This is a genomic window from Nostoc sp. (assembly GCF_036919575.1).
In the GTDB taxonomy this organism is placed as follows: Bacteria; Cyanobacteriota; Cyanobacteriia; order Cyanobacteriales; family Nostocaceae; genus Nostoc.
In genome coordinates this window covers 1-15,659 of record NZ_JBALBY010000002.1, presented here as the reverse complement: position 1 = coordinate 15,659, position 15,659 = coordinate 1, and the positions used below count along the sequence as shown (strand labels likewise).

At 40.0% G+C, this 15,659-nt stretch carries 13 protein-coding genes; 9 read left to right on the top strand and 4 right to left on the bottom strand.

Translation table 11 applies throughout. The annotated features are described in order from the left end of the window. The first annotated feature begins 406 nt into the window (after window positions 1-406). Window positions 407-2,440, top strand: a complete 2,034-nt coding sequence (locus tag V7K27_RS00615; RefSeq protein WP_334943315.1) for an elongation factor G — start codon at window positions 407-409, stop codon at window positions 2,438-2,440. Window positions 2,441-2,649: 209 nt separating this feature from the next. After that, the gene (locus V7K27_RS36345; protein ID WP_442947576.1) at window positions 2,650-2,901 is read left to right on the top strand and encodes a hypothetical protein; all 252 of its coding nucleotides are present in this window, start codon (window positions 2,650-2,652) and stop codon (window positions 2,899-2,901) included. Window positions 2,902-3,143: 242 nt separating this feature from the next. Here the strand turns inward: V7K27_RS36345 and V7K27_RS00610 are convergent, their stop codons facing one another. Beyond that, window positions 3,144-3,614, bottom strand: a complete 471-nt coding sequence (locus tag V7K27_RS00610) for a hypothetical protein (RefSeq protein WP_334943313.1) — start codon at window positions 3,612-3,614, stop codon at window positions 3,144-3,146. 180 nt (window positions 3,615-3,794) lie between these two features. Between V7K27_RS00610 and V7K27_RS00605 the strand changes: the two genes are divergently transcribed. Then, on the top strand, window positions 3,795-4,451 hold the full coding sequence (locus tag V7K27_RS00605; RefSeq protein ID WP_334943311.1) for a Uma2 family endonuclease: 657 nt from the start codon (window positions 3,795-3,797) through the stop codon (window positions 4,449-4,451). Here the strand turns inward: V7K27_RS00605 and V7K27_RS00600 are convergent. From V7K27_RS00600 to V7K27_RS00590, 3 genes are all read right to left on the bottom strand, one after another. Continuing rightward, on the bottom strand, window positions 4,443-5,228 hold the full coding sequence (locus tag V7K27_RS00600) for a DUF4058 family protein (RefSeq protein ID WP_334943309.1): 786 nt from the start codon (window positions 5,226-5,228) through the stop codon (window positions 4,443-4,445). The two genes, V7K27_RS00605 and V7K27_RS00600, sit on opposite strands and share 9 nt — an antisense overlap. A gap of 160 nt (window positions 5,229-5,388) precedes the next feature. Next, window positions 5,389-5,607, bottom strand: coding sequence for a hypothetical protein (locus tag V7K27_RS00595; RefSeq protein WP_334943307.1), 219 nt, complete (start codon window positions 5,605-5,607; stop codon window positions 5,389-5,391). A gap of 137 nt (window positions 5,608-5,744) precedes the next feature. After that, the gene (locus tag V7K27_RS00590; RefSeq protein WP_442947575.1) at window positions 5,745-7,919 is read right to left on the bottom strand and encodes a GumC family protein; all 2,175 of its coding nucleotides are present in this window, start codon (window positions 7,917-7,919) and stop codon (window positions 5,745-5,747) included. Between the two features lie 1,148 nt (window positions 7,920-9,067). On the opposite strand from V7K27_RS00590, the gene V7K27_RS00585 reads away from it, so the two are divergent. The 6 genes from V7K27_RS00585 (at window position 9,068) to V7K27_RS00560 (ending at window position 15,418) form a co-directional block, all read left to right on the top strand. Next, entirely contained in the window at window positions 9,068-10,432 is a 1,365-nt protein-coding gene (locus V7K27_RS00585) for a glycosyltransferase family 4 protein (RefSeq protein ID WP_442947574.1), read from the top strand. 352 nt (window positions 10,433-10,784) lie between these two features. Then, window positions 10,785-11,213 carry a hypothetical protein gene (locus tag V7K27_RS00580; protein ID WP_334943303.1) on the top strand — a complete coding sequence of 143 codons (429 nt, stop codon included), beginning with the start codon at window positions 10,785-10,787 and terminating at the stop codon, window positions 11,211-11,213. Window positions 11,214-11,262: 49 nt separating this feature from the next. Beyond that, window positions 11,263-12,105: an ABC transporter permease gene (locus V7K27_RS00575; protein ID WP_334943301.1), complete on the top strand. Its 843-nt coding sequence runs from the start codon at window positions 11,263-11,265 to the stop codon at window positions 12,103-12,105. 175 nt (window positions 12,106-12,280) lie between these two features. Beyond that, window positions 12,281-13,240, top strand: a complete 960-nt coding sequence (locus tag V7K27_RS00570) for a GDP-mannose 4,6-dehydratase (protein ID WP_334943300.1) — start codon at window positions 12,281-12,283, stop codon at window positions 13,238-13,240. A 96-nt stretch (window positions 13,241-13,336) separates the two neighbouring features. Further along, window positions 13,337-14,572: an ABC transporter ATP-binding protein gene (locus V7K27_RS00565; protein ID WP_334943298.1), complete on the top strand. Its 1,236-nt coding sequence runs from the start codon at window positions 13,337-13,339 to the stop codon at window positions 14,570-14,572. A gap of 105 nt (window positions 14,573-14,677) precedes the next feature. Beyond that, window positions 14,678-15,418 carry an FkbM family methyltransferase gene (locus V7K27_RS00560; RefSeq protein ID WP_334943296.1) on the top strand — a complete coding sequence of 247 codons (741 nt, stop codon included), beginning with the start codon at window positions 14,678-14,680 and terminating at the stop codon, window positions 15,416-15,418. The last annotated feature ends 241 nt before the right edge of the window (window positions 15,419-15,659 follow it).

Genomic DNA, 15,659 nt, shown 5'->3' with positions numbered 1-15,659 from the left:
AGACTGCTTGCAGCGAGGTATAAAATGTCCTTGTTTCAATCTCACCCTTTTAAGGGTGGGTTCCTTCTGCCTTCTGCCTCCTGCCTTCTGCCTTCTGAATAACCCTGCTATGCGATATTTAGAGAATGATAATCCCATTGATTTTCTGACTCGCAACACTTTCAGTTAAATTTACTTCATAAGGACTTTTTTACAAAAATTTTTTATTTGGCATGAAAGTTTGTGATACTTAACTTTTCTTAAGCTAAATCTTACGACAGGCTACAATTTTTTTAAGTTTCGATTAAAGGGAGGATAATAACGAATTAAAGAAGGGGTAATTTTGACTCCAGAGAACCATTTTTTTATCCCTGATATATACAGCAGAATAATGCGGTTATAAAAGACTTACCGCAAGGGAGGTTTTATGAACGAAAAAGTAAAATCGGGTTCGCGGAATGTTGCAATTGTCGGGCCTTATTTAAGTGGAAAAACCACTTTACTAGAAAGCTTGTTATTTGTCACAGGGACAATTTCCCGCAAAGGGAGTGTTAAAGACAGCAATACAGTGGGAGATAGTGCTGCTGAGTCGCGCGATCGCCAGATGAGTGTAGAAGTCAGCGCCGCTAGCACTGAGTATAACGACATTCGCTTCACTTTTATCGACTGTCCGGGAAGTGTAGAATTTGCCCAAGAAACGTACAATGCTTTAATCGGAGTGGATGCGGCAATTGTAGTTTGCGAACCCATACGCGAACGAGTCCTCACCCTTGCCCCTCTATTTAAATTCTTAGACGATTGGGAAATTCCCCACCTCGTCTTCGTCAACAAAATGGATCGTGCAAATATTCACGTTTTGGAAACGTTACACGCCCTGAAAGCAGTATCTAGCCGTCCTTTGGTAGCGCATCAATATCCGATCATGAACGGGGAACAACTCACCGGCTTTATTGATATGGTGAGCGAACAGGCATATCAATATCATCCAGGCGCACCTGCTGACCCTATTCCCTTCCCCGAAAGTTTAAAAGAAGAAGAACATACAGCACGGGCCCAAATGCTCGAAGCCTTAGCAAATTTTGACGATCATTTACTCGAAGAACTTTTAGAAGATATCGAACCACCCCAAGAAGAAATCCTCAAAGATTTAAAAATGGAATTAGGGGCAGATTTAGTAGTGCCCGTTTTCTTTGGTATTGCAGAACAAGATTATGGTGTTAGACCTCTATTAGAAGCCTTGTTACGGGAAGCCCCCGAACCAGAAACCACAGCAGAACGTCGTTTAAAAAACTTAAAAGGTGATACACCTCTAGCGCAGGTATTAAAAACTTACTACACTCCTCAAGGTGGCAAACTCTCTCTGGTGCGTGTTTGGCGGGGCAAATTAACTGATGGTATTGTCCTCAATGGCATTCGTACTGGTGGAATTTACCGCCTCATGGGACAACAACAGCAATTTGTTAACCAAGTTAGTGCTGGTGAAATTGTCGCATTGAGCCGTTTAGAAGGAGTCAAAACAGGCGATACAATCTCTATAGAACAGCAAATAAAATTACCCAAAGCTGCACACTTGGAACCTGTGTATGCTCTTGCCATTACACCAGAAAAGCGTAACGATGAAGTTAAACTCAGCAGTGCCATTACCAAGTTGTTAGAAGAAGATTCCTCACTTGCTTGGGAACAACACGGCGATACTCACGAAGTAATTCTGTGGGGTCAAGGCGAAATTCATTTGCAAGTCACCCTCGACAGACTGCGCCGCAAATATAACTTGCCGATGACAACCCACTCACCGCAAGTGCCTTACAAAGAAACCATCCGCAAAACAGTGGCTTCAGTTCATGGGCGCTACAAGCATCAAAGCGGTGGTCACGGACAATTTGGTGATGTTTTTCTCGAAATTAAGCCTTTACCACGCGGTACAGGCTTTAATTTTAATGAAACTATTGTCGGCGGCGTGATTCCCAAACAGTACATTCCTGGGGTGGAAATGGGCGTGCGGGAATTTCTGACACATGGGCCTTTGGGCTTTCCAATAGTGGATTTGGCGGTAACTCTGACTAATGGTTCGTATCACAACGTTGATAGTTCCGAACAAGCCTTTAAGCAAGCTGCCCGATTAGCAATGCAAACGGGGATACCCCAAGCGGAACCTACCTTGTTAGAACCAATTCTGCGGGTGGATGTTAGCACACCTAGCGAATTTACCTCGAAAGTGCTGCAACTGGTGAGTGGTAGACGGGGGCAAATTTTAGGCTATGAAGGCAGAAACGATTGGCAAGGCTGGGATAATGTCTCTGCATACTTGCCACAAGCAGAGATGCAAAACTTTATTGTAGAGCTGCGATCGCTCACTCTTGGCGTTGGTTCGTTCCACTGGGAATATGACCATCTTCAAGAAGTGCCGGAAAAGCTTGCTGAACGTGTGATTCACAGCAATGGTAATGGCAACGGCAAGTAATTTTAGATTTTGGATTTTAGATTTTGGATTAATCTAAAATCAACACTAGCCCGGAACTTTACAGCAGTTTTCATGTATTTGAACTACATCTGTTGTAGGGGCACAGCATTGCTGTGCCCCTACCGCGTGGTCTATTTACCTGAAAATAGCTGTAAGTTTCGGGCTAATAACTAAATCGCGTTAAAAATGACAACCAAAGGCAATTTGGTATAAGCAACAGATACCTCAAAATCGTATTTGGGTACTCCAAAGTCGTATTTGGATACTCCAAAGTCGTGTTTGGGTACTCCAAAGTCGTGTTTGGGTACTCCAAAGTCGTGTTTGGGTACTTCAAAGTCGTGTTGAAGTACTCCAAAGTTGTGTTGAAGTACTCCAAAGTCGTATTTGGGTACTCCAAAGTCGTATTTGGGTACTCCAAAGTCGTGTTTGGGTACTCCAAAGTCGTGTTTGGGTACTCCTAACTTTGTCGCACCGCGTCAAGTACACAGGTGCGTAGGCTTTGCCCGCCGTAGGCATCGCTCACTCTCGGCGTTGGTTCCTTGCACTGGGAATATGACCATCTTCAGGAAGTACCTGAAAAGCTTGCTGAACGTGTCATTCAAATTAATGGTAATAGCAACGGCAAGTAATTTTAAATTTTGGATTTTAGATTTTGGATTAATCTAAAATCAAAGCCCTGCGCTTAAAGGTGCAGGGCTTTTTGTTAGTGAATATTTAATACACTTTGAACGTGCTGTTGAAACGCTAATCCTCCTTGACCCCAACGTTCTTGGAATGCTTGTATATTTTCCAATTTTATTGCTTTTCCAAATCGAGGGAATTTAATAGCACAATCAAATACTTCGTCATTTTTTGGAGAATGATCCCAATTATCTGTCATCCAAACTACTTGTACAAGACGATAAATATTAAACTCGTCTCCATAACTATTATCAGGATAAAGTTGATTGTTTAGCATTTGAACAATGTGTGTTACTTTGCCATATTGTCTTAAAATTATCAGTTCACCTTCCTGTGGCGCTTTTGCACCTCTTTCATCTTTATGTTCTAAATTTTTCCAGTGTAAAGCGAAAATCTTTAAATTTGGCTCTATGGTAGGTATGCTTTGATAAGCCCAACCATCACTTGCTGAAGGTCTAATATTTTTAGTCCAAATTAATCCATTTAAATCCATAACTATTTCTCAACTTTGTTCTATTAGAGAAGCTACAGTTATAGTTTTCCCTAAAATATCGCTAAAGTAACATTTTACACATATCATAAATAAAAAGTTTGACAGTCCAAGATTATTCCTTGCTACGATAGTTACATCTTGGCTTTTGCAAATTTAAACATGAAATTTCAATGGTAAGTGATGGTAACACTTCAATTAAGACAATTAAGTGTTCCGCCGGGACATAGAGTAATACTCCACGATGTTAGCTGGCAAGAATTTGAGGCGATTTTAGAAGAACTTGGCGACCATCGAGCGGCTCGATTGGCTTACAGCAACGGAACTTTGGAGATGAGAATGCCGTTACCGAAGCATGAGAAAGCCAAAGTCATCATTGGGGATTTGGTGAAAATTCTGCTGGAGGAGTTAGAAATTGACTGTGAAACATTTGGCTCAACAACCTTTAAACGTGAAGATATGGCTTTTGGTGTAGAGCCTGATGACTCTTTCTACATTCAAAATCATGCTCAAATGATTGGTAAAGAGCGAATAGACTTGACAATTGATCCGCCACCTGATTTAGCAATTGAAGTTGATGTTACTTCCAAAACTCAACTAGATGCTTACGAAGCATTAGGAGTTCCTGAACTGTGGCGATATGAAGATGGTAAGCTAGAAATTAATATTTTTCAGGATCGTAAATACATTGAGTCTGAAATTAGTTCTACTTTTCCCAACTTGCCCATTGTTGAAGTAATTCCTCAGTTTGTCGAACAGAGCCGAACTTTAGGTAGAAGTCCAACGCTGAGAGCATTTCGTCAATGGCTAAGAAAACAAATCAACCCAAACTTAACGTAATCCCTGCTCTTTTAACAACTCAAATACCCAAGCTGCATCAACATCTCCAAGGGGCGGAACTGGTTCACGAGTGTAGTCTATAGCCAAATCAAATCCGGCGCGATCGTATACGCCGTTTAGCAATATTTGTAAGTCTACTAATGGTTCTGTATCACCCCGATGTATGGGTAACAAAAAAGCTGGAATCTGCTCTTGCAGTCCAAAAGGATATAATTCTGCCTTGGGGCGAGATTCACTACGACTTACCAAAATCCGATAGTCTGACTTAATTTGATTACCCAAGATTGGCATGGGTTCGCCACCACGCAGCAAGTCTATTTCTAGCAGATGAGTGAAGCTACCTAATACTTGCTGACGTTTACTTTCGTATGCCTTTCTTCCTTCCCCAGTCCGCTTATTTTTTGGGGACAGAATCTCAATCACTGTTACAATTTTTCCTGTTCCCACTTCTCGAACTTCTAAGTATCCTTCTTGCACTTCCTGTAGAATGGGAACGTTGACAGTTATCGGTTTTGTAGGCGATGCGGCTACTGCAATATTAGAAGTTTCTTTTTCTGTGTTTGTTAAAGAACGTCCTACAACCACATCAGGAATACCAACTAGAATAGAATTTTCATCTATCATTTGATATACCCGTTTCTCAACCGCCACTCGATATTTAGGTCGCAGTTGAGGAGCAATTGCATCTGCGATCGCAATAATTAATCGACTGTGAACTTCTGGCCACAGTTCAGGATTTTCTAGATAGGGGTTCATCCCTGGAAATGGCGAAGACATAAGCTTGGCTTATTGCAAATTCTTAATGCTGATCATAGCAATCTGGTTTGCGATCGCAAAGATGTTTTCTGTATGACGTAAAATTTTTACTATAAAAACCAAATTTTAACTTGACAAGTGTGATGGCGATACCTACGGTGAGCTACGCTAACGCAACTGACTAATTGGTTGATTCATGTTCAGATTCTCCATCACCTTTTACAGTTTTTATCGCAGCATTCAGACGATAACCAGCTTCTTGGATATAGTATCCAGCAGCGCCAATGTCTTCAAAGACATCATTAAATTGAGGATGATCTATTGTAAAAATCGCTCCTAACCTCTCACCAATTTGCTCAAGCTCTTGTTGAATTGCAAGTAGTTTTTGAGTATCGTTCATACTGTAACTCCGTGCTTTGAGTATTCACCACAAAGACAACTGCCCTGCCGAAATATTTGATTTTCCATCCCTATGGTAATCAAGTCGCACTTTGGTTGTAGTTAGCTAGTGTTAGTGCTGATGCGACTATTTATTTCCTAATAATAATAATAACTCTTGTTGGTACTTTTCTGAGCATTACCAACTATGCCCAATATATTCAACCGAGAAATTTTCAGGTTATCTAAAGCTGCTTTTAGCATTGAGGAATTTGTTTTTTCAACCCTGACTACTATCAAAAGCCCATCAGTGTGGGGTACTATCAGGCTAGCATCGGCTAATCCCACCAAAGGAGGGACATCATAAATCACTAGGTCAAAACTGTTATGTAAATCTGCCATTAGTTGCTTCATTTTTTGAGATGAGAGCAACTTTGTCGGATCGGGTGGTATTGGTCCAGAGGTGATTACAGATAATTGGTTCATGGAAGGTAGTTGTCGTATTACTTCTCCTAATGGCAAGTTTGTAGAAATTAAATTGCTTAATCCCCATAGATTATTTAAACCTGATAGCTCGTGAATTGTGGGTTTACGAAGATCAGCATCTACAAGTAAGACTCGTTGCCCCATTGTTGTAGCTATTTGAGCTAGATTGAGGGCAACTGTTGACTTCCCATCACCACTCATAGCTGAACTAATAACTATAGAGCGAATCGGGCGATCGGAACTGAGTAGTTGAATATTGGTATAAAGTACCCGTAGGGCTTCTAAAAAGTTGGTAGAAGAGTCACCATACTTTTGATCTGGTAAAACAGCCAACCCAGCCATTAAGGGAGAAGAAGAATTTTGGATATTTGCTAAGGAAGTTTTTTGATTAAAACTGCGGTTTTTCTTAGTTTGAACTTGCTTTTCAAAAGGAATATTTCCTAACAATGGTTGCTTGAGCTTTTTTTTCAGTTCATCAACAGTATGGTAGGTATTATCTAGCTTTTCTACAAGTAAGACAATACCAATTGCTGCGAGGATGCTTGCAACCAATCCCAGTATAAAATTGCGTTGGTTAGAAAAAGCATCAATAGGAATATCTGGGGTAGTTGGTCTTTGAAGTAATTGCCAGCCATTATCCGATTGGGATATTTCAATTTGGAGATTTTCGTGGGTTGATAGAAACCGATTTAAACTTTCAGTAGCAATTTGCAATTTGCGCTGTAATTCAGTATAATGCCGGATCAGAATTGGCAGTTGGTTCCGTCGTTGTGCAAATTTTTGTTCTATTTTGGCAAGTTCTTGGCTTTGTACTTCTAAGGTCTGAAACTGTGTCGCTATTTGGGCAAACTCTACACTCAATAAGCGCTCTGACTCTTGACGTAGCAAAGGTAAAAGACTAGCTCGTTTATCTTTCAATGTTTGGATGCTGGGATTCTCTTCTTGCAAACGAGTTGATTCTGTAGCAATCTGAAGATCAAATAGGCGTATTTGAGCAATCAACTGTTGATATAAAGGAGCATTATTCAGAATTGTTGTTGCTCCATTTTTTCCTTGTAGGATAGCAAAATTAGCACGAACTTGGGCTAACTGTAGATCAATTACTTGTTTTTGTCGAGAGAATTCAGCAGTTTGTAAAGCAATTTGCGTTACTTGGGTTTCTGGATCATTAAAATTATACTTTTGTCGAAAAAGTTGCAATTCTTTTTGGATTTGATCGACCCGATTTTGGATAAATGGCAGTTGTTTCTCAACAAACTGAACCCCCTGACGTAACTGGGTTTGCCTCCTTAGTTGACTATAGTCTAAGTAATTCTCTGCTATTCGCTCTAGTACAAATTGAGTCTGCTTTAGATTGCTATTTTGATAACGAACTTCTATAATCTTGGTTTCTTGTAAGCGATTAATCTTTAGAGATTCGATCAGAGAATAATAGTTGATTTCTGGATAGGAGGCTTGCAACTGTTTAAGAGTGCTTTTCATCAGTTCAGGACTCTTAAGAACCTGAATTTGGCTTTCATAATCTAGACTAGACTTCTGTGAGTTCAAGTCTTTGACAACATCCACAACTTTGGGATCATCATTTACTGGTTCTACCAACAGTTGAAAACTGCCTTCATATTCTGGGGGCTTCTCGTTTACCACCAAGTTAATCACTACAATTGTCATCAAAGCAATCGTTACACTTGTCATGAGTAGCGATCGTCGCCGTAAAATACTTATAAATTCTTGAAACTTCCATTCTTCTTCTTGTTCTTGGGCCCAGCGAACAGGTTGATTTTGAGGAAATGGAGGCACAGAGTTATGACTGCCATTAGAACTTGAATTTTGAGAAGGATAATTCTCTATCATGTGTTTAATAGTTGGTAATGCACTGAACGGGAGCAGTAAAAAGGCTTCTGAAACTTTCAGTTAAGTATCTTGAAGTTAAGTACTAATATATACTAAAGATAATACTTACTTCATATTCTCTTTAATGAAAGCTCTGTATTTTTTATGGAGTGCCGCACGTAATAAAGCAAGTAAAAAGTGCAACTTTCAGTACTTACTTGGTATTTGCTTGCTCAAAGTATAACAACAGAACTCAAGCATTGACAAAAAATACCAAATATCAAACAGGAGTTTCAGGTATTAAAACTTGATTTTTCGACGCTTTTTCAGCAATAACGGGGTTGGGCTATGCCTCGGCGACTTATCAAAGGATGATTAAGAAAAGCCTGAAACGCCTTATTTTCGTTAAATATAGTATATAGATACTAATCAATTTAGACAGTGCGTAAGTACTAAAAATATTTATTTTATAAAGATTTTGCTAGTATATCTTTGAGAATATAAAGTTTTGATGAGGTTTTGGTCTTCATAATTGAAACATGATAAGGTGGGGCGTAACAGATGTTACACCTAAAAAATAAAACTCAATGATGATATCTTTAAATCCCTTTAAGGATGTTTGAACAGTGAGCTTTGTATAATTATTGTTCTAGTTTAGGTAGCTTTTCGTAGAAAAGCCTTGCCACAGGGTGCGTAGTGTTCCAAGAAGAATTCAAAAGTCAGGAGTCAGAATGAAGACGCTCGTGGACATGAGAAAGCGTAGCGCTATCAGTGAGGGATTCAAACCCGCACTTCGATCCTTCGACAAGCTCAGGGCAGGCAAAAGCTCAGGGCAGGTGTTACCGCCTGCCGTACCCTTCGGGAAGCAAGCTACGCGTAGCGTCTCCAAGAGTTGGGCAAGCTCTGTTACCATCACTTTATTGTTGACCACTAAATCTGCATATTTAGTGGGGGTCTTAAACCCCTTTATTCAGAAGCTCGCCGACTGAGCTTTGTTCTGACAGCTGATGCCTTTATTCTTTCTTGGTAAAGCATCTCAGTCCTAAAGAGAGATTAGGCTTTTTGCTTTAACTCGTTCCGCTTAGGGAAACTTTAATACATAGCTTGAATCTTTCAAACATTGAGAGAATAAACAAGCCTTTTTCTACTCTAGACTAGGAACATAGATGATGAGACTTAATGAACTTAATCAATGGATTAATCAACAATTATTGCCATCGATTTCCACTGAGTTAGATGCAAGGAATAAACCTTCTATAAAAACTCAAAAATCAATTAAACTATCTGTACTAACCCAATTTTTTCCCCCAGATTATGCTGCTACAGGGCAGTTGATTGAAGAACTAGTGAAACAGTTAGCGAAGCAAGGGGTGGAGGTTGAAGTATTTACAAGTCAGCCAGGATATGCGTTTAGCTCTCATACGGCCCCAGCAGTTGAATGGGCTGATCAAATCAGAATTCAGCGATCGCGCACTGCCCAAATTTGGACGGGAAGAATTCGTGGTAAAGCTGTTAATGGAGTACTATATACTTTACGTGCTATGCTCTACCTGCTCAGAGCTTGGCGTCGCAAGAATATATTACTAATAACTACAGCTCCCCCATTTTTGCCAGTTATCGGATATCTGGCTTATTTATTGTTCCGATTGCCCTATGTGTGTGTACTCTACGATCTATACCCTGATATTGCGATCGCACTAGGCGTAATTTCCAAGCGTCACTGGCTAGTACGCTTGTGGCGTGGGATCAACAAACAGGTTTGGCTAAAAGCCAAGGGGATTATAGTACTTAGTCCGGTGATGAAAGAACAGGTATTAGCGCATTGTCCCGAAGTAGTTAATAAGATTTCTATAATTCACAGTTGGGCTAACCCAGAAGCGATCGTGCCGATTGTCAAACAAGAAAACTGGTTTGCTTGGAAGTATAATTTAGTTAACAAATTTAGCGTCCTCTATTCTGGCAATATGGGTCGCTGCCATGACATCGACACCATGTTAGAAGCTGCAAAGCAACTACAAGACGAGCCAATTCAGTTTGTCTGCATTGGTGGTGGTGCCAAACGCGAAGAATTAATCACGGAAGTAAATCGATTAGGGCTGAACAATTTTACGTTTTTACCTTATCAAGATCAGCAAGTGTTACCCTATTCTTTAACAGCTTGCGATCTATCACTAGTGAGTGTGGATGCAACTACAGAGGGTTTAGTTGTTCCCAGCAAATTTTATTCAGCTTTAGCCTCTGGGCGACCAATAGCAGTAATTTGCTCACAGACTTCATATCTGAGAGAACTAATGGCTGAAGCCAACTGTGGTGGGACATTTGATAATGGAGATGGTCAAGGTCTAGCGCAATTTATTCGCTTTCTGAATCGAGATCCACAAATAGGAGAACAAATGGGCAAAGCAGGTCGCCAGTATTTGCGAACGTCGCACTTTACACCGGGAGTTATCTCTCAACAATACTTAGATGTTTTGCAGCAGGCACTATTGTCTGATCAGATAATAGCCAGATATCAAAGCGATCTAAAATAAGTATATTGGAATTAAATAAGTCGGAAGTCGGAAGTCGGAAGTCGGAAGTATAGTTTTGTAACGGGGATTTAGCGAGAAACGCGGTCTTGGGCAAAGCCCCAAGTGGAGCGATTTCTCAAGACAGCGCTGCATTGCGGTCTTGGGGTCTCCCCTCTTGAGCAACTTTGTAAGACAGAACAAGACTTACATACTTGCTTTTTTATTGAACCGGGGAACTTAAACTAAACCGTTTTTGTTAATTGAATATTTTTGCAGTATTTTTTTAGGAGTTGGGCTTCGATGGTCTTATTGATCTCAGTCCCTCCAACATAGCCTTCCTTGCTCATAGTTGTTGTCTATACAGGAGGTGAAATTGCAGAAGAGGTGTGACCGAAATCGGAAACGTTCTCAGCGACGGGCTATTTATTGCCCCATTCATAGCTGCTATATCGATAGCGTCAGTCAGAAATATAAAATGTTTGCTGACCAAGCAGGTCAATTACAGGAACGAGGGATGAGTCGGCGGAATGCGTTGATGTTAGTAGCTAACCAAGCGGCAGTGGCTATAGAAGGGGAATGGTTAGAAGCTTTTTGGTGTGACGAGTGTCAGCAAACAACTTGGTATCATATTCATAAGTGTGGCGATCGCAGTTATGAAATTTCGGTAGCACCACAAGAACTATGGCAGCAAGTAAGCGGAGTGATTGATGCTTTGGGGAATCCTTCTGTTGGGGAGTTTACGCGTAAGAGTGCCAGATATGTTGGTTATCAAGGTGTTAAAGGTTTCCAATTTGTGAGTTAAGTGTTATTAGTGCCATTTTGTCAAACATATTAATCTTCAATCAATAATTATGAGTGATCCAAAAATTGTCTCTCAACAGGAGTTAGTGATTGAAGCTGGAGGCACAGACCACCAGTATTGGAAAGACATATGGCGCTATAGAGAATTATTCTATTTTCTTGCTTGGCGTGATATTTTGGTACGGTATAAGCAAACTGCGATCGGCATTGCTTGGGCACTGATTCGTCCGTTTTTGACTATGGTAGTTTTTACAATTGTGTTTGGACAATTGGCAAAGTTGCCTTCCGAGGGTGTGCCTTATCCAATTCTAGTTTTTTCAGCGATGTTGCCTTGGCAATTCTTCGCCAACTCACTCTCGGAGTGCAGCAATAGTTTGATTGGCAATGCTAACTTAATCTCAAAGGTATATTTTCCCCGCTTAATTGTACCGACAAGTGCAGTAGTAGTTAGCTTCGTAGACTTCCTAATTTCCGGGATGATTTTATTGGGGTTAATGGCTTGGTATAACTTTGTCCCCAGTTGGCGAATTCTGACACTACCACTGTTTATTGCTATTGCCTTTGCTGCTTCAATGGGGGCGGGATTATGGTTTGCTTCTCTAAATGTCAAATATCGAGATTTTCGTTACATTGTGCCGTTTATTGTGCAGTTTGGTTTGTATATCTCGCCAGTAGGATTTAGCAGCAGTGTTGTTCCCGAAAAATGGCGGTTGTTATACTCCCTGAACCCGATAGTAGGAGTGATTGATGGTTTCCGTTGGGCGATTTTAGGGGGTGAGTCAAAGTTATATCTCTCAGGTTTTTTGCTATCTTTGGGATTAGTAATTTTGCTATTCATTAGTGGAATTTGGTATTTTCGTAAGGTGGAACGGACTTTCGCAGATGTGATTTAAAGTTATATTGGGAGCATCTTAATGAGTGTAAAAAGCCTTGTAAAACCTCACCCCAACCCTCTCCTTGGTAAGGAGAGGGAGCAATAATCTTGTTTCTCATTTGGTAATTTGCTTTCACTGAGATGCTCCCGTTATATTTGCCCAATACTTTTAAAACATCCTCTAAAATAAGCTAATGAAAAAAGCTCTCATTTGTGGAATATCGGGTCAGGATGGAGCTTACCTGGCACAGTTACTTCTTAATCAAGGCTATAGCGTTTGTGGTAGTTCACGAGATGCCCAGATTTCCTCTTTCCAAAATTTGGTTAACTTAGCTATCCGTGACCAGGTGAAGTTAGAGTCAATGGCTCTAAATGACTTTCGGAGTGTATTGCAAGTGCTGACAAAAATCCAGCCAGATGAAATCTACAATTTGGCAGGACAAAGTTCAGTTGGTTTGTCTTTTGAACAACCAGTAGAAACTTTAGAAAGTATCACTACTGGGACTCTGAATTTATTAGAAGCTATTCGCTTTTTGGGTGTGCCAATCAAACTCTATAATGCTGGTTCTAGTGAATGTTTTGGGGATACTGGCCAAACTGCTGCTGATGAAACAACCCCATTCCGCCCCAGAAGCCCTTATGCTGTGGCTAAAGCTGCTGCTTTTTGGGAAGTTGCTAACTATCGGGAAGCTTATGGTTTGTTTGCCTGTTCTGGGATTCTATTTAATCATGAATCTCCGTTGCGACCAGAAAGATTTGTGACTCAAAAGATTGTTGCGGCTGCTTGTCGCATTGCTCAAGGTAGCACTGAGCAGCTTTATTTGGGAAATATGCAGATTCAGCGTGACTGGGGTTGGGCGCCGGAATATGTGGAGGCGATGTATTTGATGCTGCAACAGGAACAGCCGGATGATTATGTCATTGCTACGGGAGAGAGCAGTTCATTAGAGGAATTTGTCGCAGCAGCATTTGCATCTGTGAATTTAGATTGGCATCACCATGTTGTGATCGATAATAGCCTGCTGCGACCTACAGATTTAGCAGTGGGTAGAGGTAATCCAGTTAAGGCGAAGGAGAAGCTGGGATGGCAGGCGAAATATAAGATGAAGCAGGTTGTGCAAATGATGGTGGAGGCTAAACGATCGCAATCCTAAATCATTCATAAATGCGAAGGAGCATCCCGAAGGCAAGCGATCGCTTTGTCGTTCCTCATCGCTGCGGACTTATACCTACTGATAACTGAAAAGCTAATGTCTGACACTGTTATTCGAGTTGAAAATTTAGGTAAAAAATATATTATTGGGCATCAACAGCAAGAAAGTTACACTGCACTGCGCGATGTGATTGCTAATAAAGTTAAGTCCTTTGGTAATCTAATCCAAAATCCAAAATCCAAAATCCAAAATTCCCAGGAAGAGTTTTGGGCGCTGAAGGATGTATCGTTTGAGATTAAACAGGGTGACAGAGTTGGAATTATTGGGCGCAATGGTGCGGGAAAATCTACACTATTAAAGATTTTAAGCCGGATTACTGAACCGACAACAGGAAGCATCAAAATTAAGGGAAGAGTTGCTAGTTTGTTGGAGGTGGGTACAGGCTTTCATCCAGAGTTGACTGGTAGAGAGAATATCTATCTTAATGGTGCAATTCTGGGGATGGGCAAGGTAGAAATTAAGCGCAAGTTTGATGAGATTGTGGCGTTTGCTGAGGTAGAAAAGTTTTTAGATACGCCTGTCAAGCGATATTCATCGGGGATGTATGTGCGCTTGGCGTTTGCGGTGGCGGCGCATTTAGAACCGGAGATTTTAATTGTGGATGAAGTGCTAGCAGTTGGAGATGCTCAGTTTCAGAAGAAATGTTTGGGGAAGATGCAGGATGTAGCTCAACAGGGTCGAACGATTTTGTTTGTCAGTCACAATATGAGTACAATTCAATCATTATGCTCACGATGTATACTTCTTCGCTCAGGTAGTATTTTTGCAGATGAAGATCCTGTATCGGTAATACAATTTTACTTGCAAGATGCTCCTGCATCAGATTCGTTTGTGCGCCCACAACTGGGAAATAGTAATCCAACATTAACATTCGGAAAACTTATCTATAACACCACGCTTGATGGTATAGCCCAAGTAAATGTTGAGATATACAGTAAAAAAAAATCTAAAGTTTCCCTAGAAATGAGGGTATATGACTCTATGGGAGTAGCAGTAGGTTTTGGTAATTTTGGGTTATATTATCCTGGCCAGCTGATACAATTAGAGGAAGGTTTAACTTCTTTCTCTTTCTCTTTCCCTATTCATCAACTTGCTGTTGGGTCTTACTCTATAAGTTTGGATTTGTGCTTTCCATGGATTGAGTATCTTGATCGTGTTGATAACGCTCTATCTTTAGAAGTAGTTCGCTTTCCAATACATGGTGCAAGCTGCGTGCTTATGCAATCTTGGGGGCGAGGTTGTATAGAAATACCCCTGGAAATGATTAGATAAGTTCAAGCCAAGCATACGAAGACCGGATTATCGAGGGGGACAGAAGACTTTTAGTAAGCCCAAAGCTCTGATTATTGAAATTTCCATATAATGAGTTTTGAATACATGAACATAGTAAAATTAACAAAAGCTTTAATATTGAAAATCTTCCATTTTATGGGATATGAATTATATAAAATAGAACATAAGATTAGACAAGAAAAACAAAAAACACTTTGGCTAGAAAATTATGGAATTAAAACAGTAATTGATGTTGGGGCAAACGAAGGACAATTTACAAGATATATAAATAAAATTCTTCCAATGGCAACAATTTATTCATTTGAGCCTTTGCCTGATTGCCATAAGAAGTTGGTAGCCAATTGCTCTAGTATTAATAAATTTCACTCATTCAATATAGCATTAGGAGATATTTCAGGGAAAATAAATATTAATCGCTGTAACTTTTCGCAATCTTCATCTCTGCTTTCTATGAATAAATTGCATGAAGATGTTTTTCCTTTTTCAAAAGGAATATCTATACAAGAAGAAATTAATATTTCTAGTTTAGATGAAATTGCAGATCAGATGGTTTTGGAAAAACCTATTTTAATCAAATTAGATGTTCAAGGATTTGAGGATAAAGTGATTTCAGGTGGCATACAGACAATTAAAAAAGCAGATGTTTTAATAATTGAGTTATCACTAGAAATGTTGTATGAAGGTCAATTACTATTTGATGATATCTACAAAATTTTAACGAACTTGGGTTTTAAGTATCAAGGGAATCTCGAACAAATGCATAGTGCAGTTGATGGAAAAGTTGTTCAAAGTGATGGAATTTTTGTGAAATCTAATAATCAGTAACTAGTTCCTGTTGTCTCATTGGTTCTAGGCGCGGAGCAATTACCAAAGGCGTTGGTATAGCTCCAGATACTTTAGAGGATCAATCTTAAGTAAAATAAAACGGGATCATAGTGATGACAGTTTACATTTTAGATACGATCGCAATACTTGGAATGGGGCGATCGCTCTTATAAAATAGAAGTAGTAAGCTGCTCGTCGGGAGGCATCAGGAGAAACAGGATTAATGAAGTCGGAAGTCGGA

Coding starts and splice junctions, on each gene's coding strand:
- V7K27_RS00615 (WP_334943315.1), top strand. CDS start 407: ATGAACGAAAAAGTAAAATCGGGTTCGCGGAATGTTGCAATTGTCGGG.
- V7K27_RS00610 (WP_334943313.1), bottom strand. CDS start 3,614: ATGGATTTAAATGGATTAATTTGGACTAAAAATATTAGACCTTCAGCA.
- V7K27_RS00605 (WP_334943311.1), top strand. CDS start 3,795: ATGGTAACACTTCAATTAAGACAATTAAGTGTTCCGCCGGGACATAGA.
- V7K27_RS00600 (WP_334943309.1), bottom strand. CDS start 5,228: ATGTCTTCGCCATTTCCAGGGATGAACCCCTATCTAGAAAATCCTGAA.
- V7K27_RS00595 (WP_334943307.1), bottom strand. CDS start 5,607: ATGAACGATACTCAAAAACTACTTGCAATTCAACAAGAGCTTGAGCAA.
- V7K27_RS00585 (WP_442947574.1), top strand. CDS start 9,068: ATGATGAGACTTAATGAACTTAATCAATGGATTAATCAACAATTATTG.
- V7K27_RS00575 (WP_334943301.1), top strand. CDS start 11,263: ATGAGTGATCCAAAAATTGTCTCTCAACAGGAGTTAGTGATTGAAGCT.
- V7K27_RS00570 (WP_334943300.1), top strand. CDS start 12,281: ATGAAAAAAGCTCTCATTTGTGGAATATCGGGTCAGGATGGAGCTTAC.
- V7K27_RS00565 (WP_334943298.1), top strand. CDS start 13,337: ATGTCTGACACTGTTATTCGAGTTGAAAATTTAGGTAAAAAATATATT.
- V7K27_RS00560 (WP_334943296.1), top strand. CDS start 14,678: ATGAACATAGTAAAATTAACAAAAGCTTTAATATTGAAAATCTTCCAT.